General features: G+C 69.2%; 15 protein-coding genes. All 15 read right to left on the bottom strand.

The genetic code is table 11. The features are described from left to right. Positions 1-48: 48 nt before the first annotated feature. Positions 49-804 (bottom strand): YebC/PmpR family DNA-binding transcriptional regulator, encoded by a 756-nt coding sequence (locus ABFT43_RS11845; protein ID WP_006899108.1) that lies wholly within the window; start codon positions 802-804, stop codon positions 49-51. A gap of 78 nt (positions 805-882) precedes the next feature. Then, positions 883-1,503 (bottom strand): pyridoxal 5'-phosphate synthase glutaminase subunit PdxT, encoded by a 621-nt coding sequence (gene pdxT, locus ABFT43_RS11850; RefSeq protein WP_347960549.1) that lies wholly within the window; start codon positions 1,501-1,503, stop codon positions 883-885. Continuing rightward, a complete protein-coding gene (locus ABFT43_RS11855; protein WP_347960550.1) occupies positions 1,500-2,354 on the bottom strand; it encodes an acyl-CoA thioesterase in 855 nt (284 codons plus the stop codon). Before ABFT43_RS11855 ends, pdxT begins: the two co-directional genes overlap by 4 nt. A gap of 50 nt (positions 2,355-2,404) precedes the next feature. Beyond that, positions 2,405-2,890, bottom strand: a complete 486-nt coding sequence (locus tag ABFT43_RS11860; protein ID WP_347960551.1) for a helix-turn-helix transcriptional regulator — start codon at positions 2,888-2,890, stop codon at positions 2,405-2,407. A gap of 384 nt (positions 2,891-3,274) precedes the next feature. Next, positions 3,275-4,063 (bottom strand): FHA domain-containing protein, encoded by a 789-nt coding sequence (locus tag ABFT43_RS11865; RefSeq protein ID WP_347960552.1) that lies wholly within the window; start codon positions 4,061-4,063, stop codon positions 3,275-3,277. A 13-nt stretch (positions 4,064-4,076) separates the two neighbouring features. After that, positions 4,077-4,976, bottom strand: coding sequence for a PP2C family protein-serine/threonine phosphatase (locus ABFT43_RS11870; protein ID WP_347960553.1), 900 nt, complete (start codon positions 4,974-4,976; stop codon positions 4,077-4,079). A gap of 97 nt (positions 4,977-5,073) precedes the next feature. After that, positions 5,074-5,985 carry a pyridoxal 5'-phosphate synthase lyase subunit PdxS gene (gene pdxS / locus ABFT43_RS11875; RefSeq protein ID WP_347960554.1) on the bottom strand — a complete coding sequence of 304 codons (912 nt, stop codon included), beginning with the start codon at positions 5,983-5,985 and terminating at the stop codon, positions 5,074-5,076. Between the two features lie 171 nt (positions 5,986-6,156). After that, positions 6,157-6,678 (bottom strand): LemA family protein, encoded by a 522-nt coding sequence (locus ABFT43_RS11880; protein WP_347960555.1) that lies wholly within the window; start codon positions 6,676-6,678, stop codon positions 6,157-6,159. Continuing rightward, the gene (locus ABFT43_RS11885; RefSeq protein WP_347960556.1) at positions 6,678-7,802 is read right to left on the bottom strand and encodes a glycosyltransferase family 4 protein; all 1,125 of its coding nucleotides are present in this window, start codon (positions 7,800-7,802) and stop codon (positions 6,678-6,680) included. Before ABFT43_RS11885 ends, ABFT43_RS11880 begins: the two co-directional genes overlap by 1 nt. After that, a complete protein-coding gene (locus ABFT43_RS11890; protein WP_347960557.1) occupies positions 7,799-8,722 on the bottom strand; it encodes a phosphatidylinositol mannoside acyltransferase in 924 nt (307 codons plus the stop codon). Before ABFT43_RS11890 ends, ABFT43_RS11885 begins: the two co-directional genes overlap by 4 nt. Continuing rightward, on the bottom strand, positions 8,722-9,435 hold the full coding sequence (gene pgsA, locus ABFT43_RS11895) for a phosphatidylinositol phosphate synthase (protein ID WP_347960558.1): 714 nt from the start codon (positions 9,433-9,435) through the stop codon (positions 8,722-8,724). Before pgsA ends, ABFT43_RS11890 begins: the two co-directional genes overlap by 1 nt. A 67-nt stretch (positions 9,436-9,502) precedes the next feature. Further along, positions 9,503-10,054, bottom strand: coding sequence for an HIT family protein (locus tag ABFT43_RS11900; RefSeq protein ID WP_347960559.1), 552 nt, complete (start codon positions 10,052-10,054; stop codon positions 9,503-9,505). Then, positions 10,047-12,122, bottom strand: a complete 2,076-nt coding sequence (gene thrS, locus ABFT43_RS11905; protein ID WP_347960560.1) for a threonine--tRNA ligase — start codon at positions 12,120-12,122, stop codon at positions 10,047-10,049. Before thrS ends, ABFT43_RS11900 begins: the two co-directional genes overlap by 8 nt. 145 nt (positions 12,123-12,267) lie before the next feature. Next, positions 12,268-12,726, bottom strand: a complete 459-nt coding sequence (locus tag ABFT43_RS11910; RefSeq protein ID WP_347960561.1) for a TIGR02611 family protein — start codon at positions 12,724-12,726, stop codon at positions 12,268-12,270. A 60-nt stretch (positions 12,727-12,786) separates the two neighbouring features. Continuing rightward, entirely contained in the window at positions 12,787-14,163 is a 1,377-nt protein-coding gene (locus tag ABFT43_RS11915; protein WP_457590145.1) for a glycosyltransferase 87 family protein, read from the bottom strand. Positions 14,164-14,243 lie beyond the last annotated feature (80 nt).

The raw sequence follows: 14,243 nt of genomic DNA on the forward strand, positions 1-14,243 counted from the left end.
CTATCGGGAGGGTCCGACACATCCGGTGATCAACACACCGGGAGACGATCAGTCGTTCTCGAGCTCGGCGAGGACCTCGTCGCTGACGTCGACATTGCTGTAGACGTTCTGCACGTCGTCGCAGTCCTCGAGGGCGTCGATCAGCTTGAACACCTTGCGCGCGCCGTCGGCGTCGACCGCGACCTCGACCGACGGCCGGAAGCTGGCCTCCGCGGAGTCGTAGTCGATGCCCGCCTCCTGCAGCGCCGTGCGGACGGCGACGAGATCGCCGGGCTCGCTGACGATCTCGAACGACTCACCGAGGTCGGTGACCTCCTCGGCGCCCGCGTCGAGGACGGCCATGAGGATGTCGTCCTCGGTCTGGCCGTTCTTCTCGAGGGTGACGACTCCCTTGCGGGCGAACAGGTACGACACCGAGCCCGGGTCGGCCATGCTGCCGCCGTTGCGGCTCATCGCGGTGCGGACCTCGCCGGCCGCGCGGTTGCGGTTGTCGGTGAGGCACTCGATGAGGATCGCCACGCCGTTGGGGCCGTAGCCCTCGTACATGATGGTCTGCCAGTCGGCGCCGCCGGCCTCTTCACCGGCGCCGCGCTTGCGCGCACGCTCGATGTTGTCGTTGGGCACCGAGGACTTCTTCGCCTTCTGGATGGCGTCGAAGAGGGTCGGGTTGCCGGCCGGGTCGCCGCCGCCGGTACGTGCCGCCACCTCGATGTTCTTGATGAGCTTGGCGAACATCTTGCCGCGCTTGGCGTCGATGACCGCCTTCTTGTGCTTGGTGGTGGCCCATTTGGAGTGGCCGCTCATGTGCGTCGCATCCTTTCCCGGTGCCCGTTCGCAACTGGTGCCGCGGGCATGTGCTGTGTCGCGTGCTTCGGCACGATCCTACCGACGCACCATTTCCACGAAGTATTCGTGTACTCGTCGGTCGCCCGTCACCTCCGGATGGAACGACGTCGCGAGCACCTTTCCCTGCCGTACGGCGACGATCCGCCCCTCCGCGGGCCCCTCGGGCACGCGCGCGAGGACCTCGACATCCGGCGAGACCGATTCCACCCACGGCGCGCGGATGAACACCGCCCGCATGGGCTCCGCCCCCGGCCGGTCGGTGACGCCGGCGAACTCCAGGTCGGTCTCGAAGCTCTCCACCTGACGCCCGAATGCGTTGCGGCGCACCGTGATGTCGAGAGCGTCGAGGTGCCGGGCGTCGGGCCGGGTGTCGAGGATCGTCGACGCCAGCATGATCATCCCGGCGCACGACCCGTAGGCCGGCATCCCGGCGCGCAGGCGCGCGACGAGCGGGTCGTACAGGTCGAAGATGCCGAGCAGCTTGCTCATCGTCGTCGACTCGCCGCCGGGGATGACGATGGCCTCGACCTCGTCGAGTTCACTCCTGCGGCGGACGGGCACCGGCTCGGCGCCGCAGGCCTGCAGGGCGTGGACGTGTTCGCGGACGTCGCCCTGCAGGGCGAGGACACCGATCCGCGGTCGCGACTGCCCGCTCACCGGTCGGTCCGCGCGTGCTGGTCGGCGGGCATCTCGCGTCCGGTGCGGGCGAGCCCCTCCTGCGTCACCGCGGCCACCATGCGGCCGGAGCGGTCGAAGATCCGCCCCTGGGTGAGGGCACGTCCGCCGGCGGCGGACGGGGAGGTCTGGTCGTAGAGCAGCCAGTCGTCGGCACGGAACGGGCGCATGAACCACATCGCGTGGTCGAGGGAGGCGACCTGCGGGTTGGCGCCGGGGTGCGGGACCCGCGACGACCCGAGCAGCGTCATGTCGCTCATGTAGGCGAGGGTGCCGACGTGGAACACCGTGTCGTCCGGGAGCCGGTGCCGATACCGGAACCACACCCGTTGCTGTGCCGCGAAATACGGTGAGGTCACCATCTTGTCGCGCGGCACGACGCGCAGGTCGAAGTTGCGCCATTCCTTGAACACCGCCCGTTCCTCGTCGCCCATCTCGTCGAGACGGTCGGTGAGTTCGGTGGGTTCGGGCACCGGCGGCATGCGGTCCTGGTGTTCGAGTCCGGAATCGGTGCGGACGTGGAACGAGGCCGACATCGTGAAGATCGCCTCGCCCCGCTGGATTCCGGTGACCCGGCGGGTCACGAACGAGCGTCCGTCGCGGATCCGGTCCACGAGGAACACCGCCGGGATGTCCGGGTCACCGGGCCGGAGGAAGTAGCCGTGCAGGGAGTGGACGTGGAACTCGGGGTCGACGGTCCGCGTCGCCGACATCAGCGCCTGGCCGGCGACCTGGCCGCCGAAGGTGCGCTGCAGATGGCTCGGGAACGCACCACCCCGATAGATGTCGGTCTCGATCTGCTCGACCCGGAGTATGTCCTCGATGGCTGCCACGATGACAGTATCGCCCACGCGACGGGGGTCACCGAGGTCAGGCTCCGGTGTCAGAGCTCGTCGAGCGACATGATCCCGTCCTGGATCGCACGGGCCACCAGCGACGCCTTGGTCGGCGCCGGACGACCGATCTCGGCGTACTTGGCGCGGATGCGGGTGAGGTGGGTGTTCACCGTGCCGAGCGAGATGTAGAGCTCCTGGGCGACGGCCGGCTTGGAGTCGACGAGCATCCAGGTGCGCAGCACCTCGACCTCGCGGGCGGTCAGGTTGGGCTTGCGGCGACCGTTCGACGACGCCGCGGCTGGGGTCGCGGAGGCGACCGGGGACGGGGTCACCGGCATGCGGTGCAGGTGCGGGTGACCGACCCGGTGGCCGAGCCCGGGCTGGGCGGCCTGCCGCGGGATCTGCTGGCCGGGCAGCGGCATCCGGCGGGCTGCGAGGCGGGCGAGGGCCTCCTGGCGGCGCTTGATGGCCTCGGCGTCGCGGCGAGCGTCACGGCGCAGGTGCTGGGGGGCCGGGTGGGCGATCGCAGTCATGATGCTTCCTCTTCACTCAGTCGAACCGGGGTGGTTTCCTGCCGGGGCGTTCCGGCGATGAGTTGAAGATTATGGGCCTCACAGCCCGGCGTCGATGGGGAGAACTCCCCACCCCATGGGGAGAACTACCCATGGTGTTTCCGCAGGTCAGAGGCTTGCGGATGGCGAATGTGATCCGGGTCATCCCCTAGGTGACCACCACTACCCATCTGCGACGGGTCCAGGGGTCCGCACCCTTCCATCCCGAGGTCGGTTGCCCCGGAGTCGGTTGCCCCGGAGTCGGTTGCCCCGGAGTCGGTTGCCCCGGAGTCGGTTGCCCCGGAGTCGGTTGCCTCGGAGTCGGTTGCCCCGGAATCGGTTGGCCCCGGGGCCGGTTGCCCCGGATCAGTTGGCGGCGGCGTTGCGCGCGGCCTCGGCGTCGATCATCGGCAGGTCCTCGCGGGTGACGATGCGTGACGCGATGGCGTACTCGACGAGCTTGGTGCGCCGGTTGGAGGCGAGTTTGCCTCCCCCACCGCGCATCCCGCTCACGCCGAGCTGGTCGAGCTTGTCACAGACGTTGTCGAGCTTGCGGTTGAACTTGGTCAGCGGCCACCCGAGCCGCTTGGCGGCCTGCGCCGACGACGGGATGGCGCTGGCGCCGGTCCCCTCGCGCCGCAGGATCTCCTCGGCGAGCACGACGATGAGCAGCTTCTGGCTCTCGGTGAGCGTGGGCACGCCCTGCGTGGTGTGGCCGCCGGAGAACTCCGGCCGGGTCACCGACCTCACCTGCGGCGCACGGGCGAACACGCTCAGCTCGTAGGTGGTGGGACCGGCGGTGAACACGATGGTCGTCTCGCCGAACACCAGCGGCATCCGCGCGCCCGGTCCGAGGGTGGCCGAGAAGCCGACGTCGCCGGCCGACACGCTCGCCGACAGGTGGGTGCCGAGGTTGGTCAGCCACCACAGCCCGTTCTCGTTGTGCACCACCAGGAACCGGCGGTGCAGGTACGGGTTGTCGTCGATGGACAGGTCGGCCTCGCGGCCGATGAAGAAGCGGCGGGCGGGGTCGAGTTCGATGCGTTCGCCGCAGTACTCGACATACGTGGCCGACTCGTCCATGCCGGGAGCAGCGGTTCCGGCGGGGGTCGGCCCGGCTGGCGGGGCCACCGGGCGGTCCTGACCTGGGTTCATCGGGTCCGTCCGATCAGTGGGTGTCCGCCGCTGCGTCGCCGTCGTCCGCGGCGCCACCGGCCGAGCGCACCTCGCCGTCCGCAGCACCTTCCTCGGCGCCGTCGAGGGCGGGCATCGTCAGGGTCGGCACCGATTCGTGCACGGTCACCACGATGACCGTGACGTTGTCGTGGGCCCCGAGCGCGAGCGCGGCGTCGACGAGGCGCTGTGCGGCCTCCTCCGACGACGAGGCGTGGGCGAGGATGTCGCCGATCTCCTCGTCGGGCAGCTCGCCGGTGAGCCCGTCGGTGCACAGCAGCAACACGTCCCCCGGGTACGCCGGGGTGTTGAAGAAGTCGGGCACCGGGTCGATCATCCCGGCGCCGAGCGCCCGGGTGATTACGTTGCGGCGCGGGTCGGTGCGTGCCTGCTCCGGCGTCAGGAACCCGGCGTCGATGAACTCCTGGACCTGCGAGTGGTCCGTGGTGAGTTGCTGCAGGGAGTCGTTCTGGAAGCGGTAGGTGCGCGAGTCGCCGATGTTGAGCACCAGCCAATGCGGGCTCTGCTCGTGCGTGACGAGGATGACGCCGGTGGCGGTGGTCCCCGCGCGCCGGTCGGTCTCGGTGTCAATCTCGCCGATGCGCCGCTGCGCGGCGACCAGCAGGTCGTCGAGCTGCAGCTTGGTCGCGTTCAGCTCCCCGGCACTGGTGGCCTCCGACAGGGTCAGCAGCGCTGCCTCGCTGGCGAGTTCGCCGCTGTCGTGGCCGCCCATGCCGTCCGCGATGAGGTACATGCCGGGCAGGGCCAGCGCAGCGTCCTCATTGGTCTCGCGGACCCTTCCGACATTGCAGGCCGCGGCCCATTCCAGCCGCAGCTCACCCACGATGTGTGTGCCTGAGACCGAGGCATCTCGAACGATGGTCGCCGCATCCATGATCAGCAGATACTACCGCCGGAGGGCCCCGCGATCGCCACGCACGTCGAGTGTTCGGTCAGACGTGTGCGGAATCGGGGCGCTCCGGCGGGAGATGTCACCAGCCGCGCTCGGCCAGACGGTGGGGCTGCGGGATCTCGTCGACGTTGATGCCGACCATCGCCTCGCCCAGGCCGCGCGACACCTTGGCCAGCACGTCCGGGTCGTCGTAGAAGGTCGTGGCCTGCACGATCGCGGCCGCGCGCTGGGCCGGGTTGCCGGACTTGAAGATGCCCGAACCGACGAACACGCCCTCCGCGCCGAGCTGCATCATCATCGCCGCATCCGCGGGCGTGGCGATGCCGCCCGCGGTGAACAGCGTCACCGGCAACTTGCCCGCCTCGGCCACCTCGGCCACGAGCTCGTACGGTGCCTGCAGTTCCTTTGCGGCCACGTACAACTCGTCCTTCGGCAGCGACGTCAGCCGACGGATCTCGTCACGGATCTTGCGCATGTGGGTGGTGGCGTTGGACACGTCACCGGTGCCGGCCTCGCCCTTCGAGCGGATCATCGCCGCACCCTCGGTGATCCGACGCAGGGCCTCACCCAGGTTGGTGGCACCGCACACGAACGGCACGGTGAACGCCCACTTGTCGATGTGGTTTGCGTAGTCGGCCGGGGTCAGCACCTCCGACTCGTCGATGTAATCCACCCCGAGGCTCTGCAGGATCTGCGCCTCGACGAAGTGACCGATGCGGGCCTTCGCCATCACCGGGATGGAGACGGCGTTGATGATGCCGTCGATCATGTCCGGATCGCTCATCCGCGACACGCCTCCCTGGGCGCGGATGTCGGCGGGAACGCGCTCGAGAGCCATCACGGCCACCGCGCCGGCGTCCTCGGCGATCTTCGCCTGCTCGGGGGTGACCACGTCCATGATCACGCCGCCCTTGAGCATCTCGGCCATCCCCCGCTTGACGCGGGCGGTGCCCTGGCCGACCTCGGGAACGGTCGTGCCGTCTTGACTCACTGATTTCTCCTCATGTCCGGGATGTGGTGTCGGATCGCTGTCGGATCTCGGGTGTCACGCATCACCTGCCGAGGGCGCGGCTTGCACCCTCACGACAGTTGTGCTCAGTCTAGGCGAGTGGCGGATTCGCGCTGGTGGCAGGCTCACCCGCGGTGTGACCGCCCCCACACGTCACTTCTCGTCGCCGGGTGTGACGCGTTCGATGATCTCGAAGTAGGTCGGCATCGGTGCCCGGCCGCCGAGCCGCAGCCAGCGCACCAGACGGCGTTCGGCCAGCGCACGGGTGTCGCGCACCGCGTCGTTGTAGAAGCGGCGCGCCATCATGACGCGGGTCTCGGCGTCGGCGAGCTCGACCGCCAGGGCCGTCGACCGCCCGTGGGCGCCTGCGCGGGCCAACCCGACCGACAGCGCGTTCTCGGCGTCCTCGCGGGCGTCGGCGGTGGCTCGCTCGGCGCGGTCGGCGAGCGCGGCGAGATCCCGGGCGGCGGCCTTCTCGTCCGCGGTGGTCGCCGACCGCGCGATGTCGGCGGCGATGGCGCGCACCACCACCGATCGACGATCCAGGCTGGCCAGCAGGGACTGGCGGGCTAGGTCGACACGGACGTTGAGCCGGTCGAGGCGGTTCGCGGTGTGATATGCCCATCCGGCGAGCGCAAGGACGGCGACGACCGCCAGGACGATCCCGGTTGCCATCAGTCGGACACCACCACGGGGCCCGCGCCGACGGTGACGGTGTCGTAGACGCGCAGGATCTGGTCGGCCACGCGGGACCAGTCGTATTTGTCGGCGCGGATGCGACCCCGGGCGACGAGCGCCTCGCGCGCCTCGTCGTCGGAGAGCAGGCCGATGATCCCGGCGGCGAGCTGGTCGGGCGAACCGGTCTCCACCAGCTTGCCCGCCCGGCCGTCGTCGAGGACGCGCCGGAAGGCGTTGAGCGAGCTGGCGATGACCGCGGCGCCGGCTGCCATCGCCTCGACCAGCACGATGCCGAAGCTCTCGCCGCCCAGGTTGGGCGCGCAGTAGACGTCCGCCGAGGCGAGCGCGCGGGCCTTGGTCGCGTCGTCGACCTGCCCGAGGAACACCAGGTGGTCGGCCAGCGTCCCGGCGCGGCGGCGTAGCGCCGCCTGGTTGCCGCCACCGACCACCAGCACCCGCAGGTCGGGGAACTCCTCGACGACCGCGGGCAGCGCGCGCATGAGGATGTCGATGCCCTTGCGCGGTTCGTCGAACCGGCCGAGGAACAGCACGGTCCGGCCCGGATGCGGATAGCCGTCGAGGGGTTGCGCGTTGGCGAAGCTCGCGACGTTGATGCCGTTGGGGATCTCCACCGCGTCGGAGCCCAGCGACTCCATCTGCCAGCGCCGGGCCAGCTCACTCACCGCGATCTTGCCCGAGATCCGCTCGTGGTATGGCCGCAGAATCCCCTGGAAAGCACTGAGCCACAACGACTTCGACGTCGATGTGTGGAAGGTGGTGACGATCGGCCCACTGGCCACCATCAGCGACAGCATCGAGATCGACGGCGAGTTCGGCTCGTGGACGTGCAGCACGTCGAAGGCGTTCTCGGCGATCCAGCGACGCATCCGCAGATAGCCTTTCGGGCTGAAGTTCACTCGCGACACCGAGCCGTTGTACGGGATCGCCAGCGCGGGCCCGGCACGCACGACGTACTCGGGCAGCGCGGTGCTGCGCGACGCGGGGGCCAGGACGCTGACCTCGTGCCCGCGGTCGATGAAGACATGGGCGAGTTCGGTGACATGAGCCTGCACGCCGCCCGGCACGTCGAACGAGTACGGACAGATCATGCCGATCCTCATACAGCTCCCCCGGTGTCGCTCATCCGTGCCCTCTGCCGGTCGGTCCAGTCCGCCTCCCACAGCGGCTGCAGCATGTGCCAGTCCGTGGGGTGTGCGGCGATGTTCGCCGCGAACGCGTCCGCGAGTTTCTGTGTGGTCGCCTCGACACCGCCGGAGGTGTCGATCTCCTCACCGCAGCACATCGCCGAGTACGGAGCCTCCTCGAACCAGTGGTGGACCGCGAACAATGCTGCCCCGGTCTCGATCGCGAGTCGAGCCGAACCGGCCGGCATGCGGGTCCGTTCCCCGAAGAAGCTGACCGGGACGCCGTGCCGGTTGATGTCGCGTTCGCCGAGCAGGCACACGATCCCACCCGCCCGCAGGCGTTCGGCGAGCACCGCGAACGGCGGCTGCTCCCCACCGCTCAGCGGGAAGACCTCGAAGCCCAACGACTCGCGGTAGGCGACGAACTGGTTGAACAGCGACTCCGGCCTCAGCCGTTCGGCGACTGTCGCGAATCTGTCGTAGTGGTGCACCAGCCACACCCCGGCCATGTCCCAGTTGCCGGTGTGCGGCAGCGCCAGGATCACGCCCCGCCCCTTGGCCAGGCCGGCGTCGAGCCGCGCGCGGTCCTCGTCGGGGACGTACACCGTCGACGACGCGGTCGCGCGATCCTGCGTGGGAAGGCGGAACGCCTCGCACCAGTAGCGTGCATAGGACCGCACGGCATCGACGACCAGTTCGTCGGGCACCTCCGCCGGGTCGACGCCCAGGACCCGGGACAGGTTCCGGCGCAGCTGTTCCGGGCCGCCGTTGCGCCGCCCGGCGACCCCGCCGGCACGGTCGAAGACGGTCCGCGCAACGCGTTCGGGCGCCCAACGCACCGCGGCCCATCCGGCCCGGTAACCCAGATCGGCGGCGTATGCGGACAGATCGCTCATCAGGCGTCGGATGTGGAGTCGGTGTCGGACGCGGCGGTGTCGGACGCAGCGTTGTCGGATGCGGCATCCGCGCCGACGGCCGCGGCCGCGGTGGTGAGCGGGATCAGGTCGCGGGCGCCCGGCGAACGCGAGATCGACCACATGCGCTGCCCGACGGTGATGACGCTGCCCACCGCGAGCAGCCACATCGCGACGTGGATCGCCCACCAGACGCCGAGACCGGTGATGCCGGTGCCGACGAGCACGATGATCAACCGGTCGGGGCGTTCGATGAGCCCGCCGTCGCCGTAGAGGCCGCTGGCCTCGGCGCGCGCCTTCGCGTAGGAGATGACCTGCGAGGTCACCAGACAGATCAGTGTCGCCACCAACAGGATGTGGTGCGGCTCGGTGACGGTGCACCACCACACCAGGCCGGCGAAGATCGCGCCGTCGGCGATGCGGTCACACGTCGCGTCGAGCACAGCGCCGAATCGTGTCCCGCCCCCACGGGCCCGGGCCATCGCGCCGTCGAGCATGTCGAACATGACGAACAGCCAGATGACCAGGGTCCCCCAGAACAGGTGGCCCATCGGGAACAGCGTCAGCGCGGCGGCCACGCTCGCGATGGTCCCGACCACGGTCATGATGTCGGGGGTGAGCCCGGTCCGGATCAGGGCACGACCCATCGGCAACGTCACCTTGGAGACCGACGCCCGTCCCAGAATGCTCAGCATCCGTGAGCTCCTTCCCCATCTCCCCGCACAGTGCCCACCGGTAAGCCCGCCTCGCTCGAATGCGCCATCAGTCGTCGTCGAGCCGCTGCCACGCCTCGGCGAGCAGCGCACGGGTGTCGCGCAGCAACTGCGGCATCACCTTGGTCTCGCCGACGATCGTGATGAAGTTCGCGTCGCCCATCCACCGCGGCACGATGTGCTGGTGCAGGTGCTCCGACAGCGAACCGCCTGCGGCGTAGCCCAGGTTGAGACCCACGTTGAAGGCGTTCGGGTTCGACACCTTCTTGATGGTGCGGATCATCTTCTGCGTGAACGCCATCAGCTCGGCGGACTCCTCGGGGGTCAGATCCTCGAGGTCGGCGACCTGACGGTACGGCACGATCATCGTGTGGCCCGGGTTGTACGGGTAGAGGTTGAGCACCGCGTACACCCACTCGCCACGCGCGACGATCAGCCCGTCCTCGTCGGACATCCGCGGGATGTCCAGGAACGGGTGGCCGCTCGAGTCCGCGGGCTTGGCGTCGGCGATGTAGGTCATCCGGTGGGGACTCCACAGCCGTTCCAGCCGGTCGGAGACACCCACACCCTGATCGCGGATCTCGCCGGGTGAATCAACCATCGACGACCTCCGCGGCGGCCGTCTTGGCCTCGATCAGCTCGGCGGTCGGCGACTCGTTGCGGCGGCTGTGCACCCAATCGGTGATCACCGAGATCGCCGTCCCGACGGGCACCCCGTTGACCTGGGTGCCGTCGCGGAAACGGAAGCTCACCGCGTGCGCGTCGACGTCGCGCTCACCGGCGAGGAGCATGAACGGCACCTTGCCGGTGGTGTGGTTGCGGATCTTTTTCTGCATACGGTCGTCGGAGTAGTCGACCTCGGCGCGGATGCCGGCGGCCCGCAGCCCGTCGACGACGCTCTGCAGGTGGTCGGCGAATGCCTCGGCGACCGGGATGCCCACCACCTGGACGGGCGACAGCCAGGCCGGGAACGCGCCGGCGTAGTGCTCGGTGAGCACGCCGAAGAACCGCTCGATCGAGCCGAACAGTGCGCGGTGGATCATCACCGGGCGCTGCTTGGTCCCGTCAGGGGCGGTGTACTCGAGCTCGAAGCGTTCCGGCAGGTTGAAGTCGAGCTGGATCGTCGACATCTGCCAGGTGCGGCCGAGAGCATCCTTGGCCTGCACCGAGATCTTGGGTCCGTAGAACGCGGCGCCACCCGGATCGGGCACCAGGTCGAGCCCGGACGCCTGTGCGACCTCGGCGAGGGTGTCGGTCGCCTCCTCCCACACCTCGTCGGAGCCGACGAACTTCTTCGGATCCTTGGTGGACAGCTCGAGGTAGAAGTCGTCGAGGCCGTAGTCCTTGAGCAGTCCGAGCACGAAGTTCAGGATCGACGTCAGCTCGTCGCGCATCTGCTCCCGGGTGCAGTAGATGTGCGCGTCGTCCTGGGTCATGCCGCGCACCCGGGTCAGGCCGTGCACGACGCCGGACTTCTCGTACCGGTAGACCGATCCGAACTCGAACATGCGCAGGGGCAGCTCCCGATACGACCGGCCGCGCGAGCGGAAGATCAAGTTGTGCATCGGGCAGTTCATCGGCTTCAGGTAGTAGTCCTGGCCGGGCTTGCGCAGCTCTCCGTTCTCGTCGTACTCGGCGTCGACGTGCATGGGCGGGAACATGCCATCGCGGTACCAGTCGAGATGACCGGAGACCTCGTAGAGATGCCCCTTTGTGATGTGCGGGGTGTTGACGAACTCATAACCCGCGGCCACGTGGCGAGCCCGCGAGTAGTCCTCCATCTCCTTGCGGATGATCCCGCCCTTGGGATGGAACACCGGCAGGCCCGAACCGAGCTCGTCCGGGAAGCTGAACAGGTCGAGCTCGGACCCCAGCTTGCGATGGTCGCGCTTCTCCGCCTCCGCGAGCATCTCGAGATGGGCGTCGAGCGCCTCCGAGGACTCCCACGCGGTGCCGTAGACGCGCTGCAGATCGGCGTTGTCCTGATCGCCGCGCCAGTAGGCGGCCGACGACCGGGTCAGCTTGAACGCCGCGATGTACTTCGTCGTCGGAACATGCGGACCACGGCACAGGTCGCACCAGATGCGTTCGCCGGTACGCGGATTGAGGTTGTCGTAGACCGACAGCTCCGCGCCGCCGACCTCCATGACCTCCGCGTCGTCGGCGGCTCCCTTGTCGTCGATCAGCTCCAACTTGAACGGCTCGCCCGCCAGCTCGGCGCGCGCCTCGTCCTTGGACTCGTAGACCCGCCGGGAGAAGCGCTGCCCCGACTTGATGATCTGCTTCATCTTCTTCTCGAGGGCCTTGAGGTCCTCGGGCGTGAAGGGTTCGGCGACCTGGAAGTCGTAGTAGAAGCCGTCCTTGATGGGCGGGCCGATGCCGAGCTTGGCCTCCGGGAACAGATCCTGCACCGCTTGCGCGAGGACGTGGGCGCACGAGTGCCGGATGACGCTCCGGCCGTCCTCGGTGTTCGCCGCGACCGGCTCGACCTCGGTGTCCTCGGTGGGGGCCCACGAGAGATCGCGCAGGTTGCCCTCGGGGTCGCGCACGACGACGATCGCCTCGGGTCCCTTGTTGGGCAGGTCGTGCTCTCGCAATGCGGTGCCCGCGGTAGTCCCAGCCGGCACACGGATCGTGGCTGGGCTGGTCACCTGGACGTCGTCGGGCACGGGGGCGCTCCTTGAGATGGGGTTCGGACACGCGAGAGCGCGTCCGGATCGGACGTTTGCGCCTCCGATGGTATCCGCGCGGCGTCGCGCCGGACCGAACCCCTCCGGATCGGCTCGTCGGAACGCGTGGAATGGCGCGAGCGGCTCAGGAGAAGAGCGGGCTCGCGAGCCACTCCAGATGGCCCAGACTCACCCAGCCCGCCACGGTGTAGATCGCGTTGAGCAGCCACAGCGTCAGGAGGACGATCGCGCACGTCCCGATCCAGAAGATCGACTGCACCGACCAGTGTTGACGCGAGATCCAGTCCATCCAGCGGTCGTACCGGCGCCGGACGAAGGTCAGCAGGCGATGTGCCCAGGCGAATTCGGAGGCCAGGATGCCGAGCCCGAGGAAGACGATCAGCCAGCCGGGCCCGGGGTACGGGATGGCGACGATGCCGCAGGCGAGGACGACCGTGCCGACGACGGCGACCGCGATGCGGTAGATGCGGTACCAGCGCGGGTTGTTGCGCACGACGTACCTTCGATGCCGCGCGCGTACGCGGACGCGATGCCACCGTGAACGTGGCTGCGAGCCGCTGTCCGCGTGTGAGGTGTTCTTCACCCGAGATGTCCCCAATGTTCCCCCGCCTGAGCATCCCCGTGGAGTCGGTCGAGGATCAGGCTACGCGACGGCCTCGACCTCGTCCGTGGTCAGCGGACCGCCCCCGGTCGACGGCCCCGGCCGCATGCGCGACGCGATGAGGACCGCGGCGACCGTGATCGCCCAGAGCAGCGGATAGCACCCGGCGTAGAGCACGATCAGCGCGGCGTCGACGGGTGCGGGATCGGGGGCGCGCGGCTGCATGAAGAGTCCGAGCGCGATCGCGTGGTCGGAGGTCAGATAGGGTCCGCTGTCCCAGTGGTGGTGCCACCAGGTGAACGTCAGCGTGACGATGCCGGCGGGCGCGAGCCAGTACCACCACGTCCCGCGGGTCGTGCCCGCGCGCAGGGCGAGGTCGAGCGCGACGAGCAGCAGCGGGACGCACCACACCCAGTGATGGCCCCAGGAGAACGGCGAGACCATGCACATGGTCATCCCCACGACGCTCGCGGCGAGCAGGTCCTGCGCCGCCCGGTGCGCCACGAGTGCCGCCCACAGCCCGAGCGCGCCGACGACAACGACCGCCGGCAGCCACAGCCACGCCGGCGCCTCGAATACCGACCCGCCGGGTCCCGGGTGCGCGAACCGGCCGATGTCGAGATGCGCGAGCAGCTGTGAACCGAAGCCCCGCACCGACTGGTTGGCCGGCGAGTCGGCCCGGCCGACGCGGTCGGTGTCGAACAGGTGGCGGGTCCAGTAGGCGTGGGCGTCGGAGCCGATGACGAGGAACCCGACGAGCACCGTCGCGCCGAAGGTCGCCGACGCGGTCGCCGCGGCCCGCCACTGGCGTGTGCCGAGAAGGTAGAGCACCGCGAACAGGGGTGTGAGCTTGAGTCCCGCGGCGATCCCGATGGCGAACCCCCGCCACCGTGAACCCGACCGGAGGAACACCAGGTCGATGAGGAGCAGCGCCATCACGACGAGGTTGACCTGCCCGAGCCAGATCGTGGTGCGCACCGGTTCCAGGGCGGTGACCGCGACCGCCAGCAGCACGGCGAAGGTCGCGCATCTCGGATCGAGGCGGTATCCGAGGCTGCGCAGACCGAGGACGACGACCGCCAGAAGAACCGCGAAACCGAGTGCCCACCACGCGATCTCGGCGACCGTAAGGCCGACGAGGGCGAGCGGGACGAACATGATCGCCGCGAACGGCGGATAGGTGAAGTGCAGCCGCCACAGGACCGGCTCGTCGTAGAGAGCCCGGGCGTCGAGCACCGTGCCGGCGCCGGCCCGGTAGACACGGACGTCGGTGGCGTTCTCGAAGAGCCCGTAGAACGGGTTGGTGATCGGGAAGGCGGCGATATGCCAGACGATCACCATCACCGCGATGGCCGCCATGAGCGCGACGACCGGCCACGGGAACACGCGTGGTGAGTCCGCCGGGATCGCGCGCGACATCGCCACCTCGACGACATCCCGCCTGCTCACGCGGCGAGACTACGCCCACCCTGTGAGTCAGGTCACCAGAAACGCCGACA

The sequence above is a fragment of the Gordonia aurantiaca genome (assembly GCF_039939235.1).
Lineage (GTDB): Bacteria > Actinomycetota > Actinomycetes > Mycobacteriales > Mycobacteriaceae > Gordonia.

Coding starts and splice junctions, on each gene's coding strand:
- ABFT43_RS11845 (WP_006899108.1), bottom strand. CDS start 804: ATGAGCGGCCACTCCAAATGGGCCACCACCAAGCACAAGAAGGCGGTC.
- ABFT43_RS11860 (WP_347960551.1), bottom strand. CDS start 2,890: ATGACTGCGATCGCCCACCCGGCCCCCCAGCACCTGCGCCGTGACGCT.
- ABFT43_RS11865 (WP_347960552.1), bottom strand. CDS start 4,063: ATGAACCCAGGTCAGGACCGCCCGGTGGCCCCGCCAGCCGGGCCGACC.
- ABFT43_RS11870 (WP_347960553.1), bottom strand. CDS start 4,976: ATGGATGCGGCGACCATCGTTCGAGATGCCTCGGTCTCAGGCACACAC.
- ABFT43_RS11880 (WP_347960555.1), bottom strand. CDS start 6,678: ATGGCAACCGGGATCGTCCTGGCGGTCGTCGCCGTCCTTGCGCTCGCC.
- ABFT43_RS11885 (WP_347960556.1), bottom strand. CDS start 7,802: ATGAGGATCGGCATGATCTGTCCGTACTCGTTCGACGTGCCGGGCGGC.
- ABFT43_RS11890 (WP_347960557.1), bottom strand. CDS start 8,722: ATGAGCGATCTGTCCGCATACGCCGCCGATCTGGGTTACCGGGCCGGA.
- pgsA (WP_347960558.1), bottom strand. CDS start 9,435: ATGCTGAGCATTCTGGGACGGGCGTCGGTCTCCAAGGTGACGTTGCCG.
- ABFT43_RS11900 (WP_347960559.1), bottom strand. CDS start 10,054: ATGGTTGATTCACCCGGCGAGATCCGCGATCAGGGTGTGGGTGTCTCC.
- ABFT43_RS11915 (WP_457590145.1), bottom strand. CDS start 14,163: ATGTCGCGCGCGATCCCGGCGGACTCACCACGCGTGTTCCCGTGGCCG.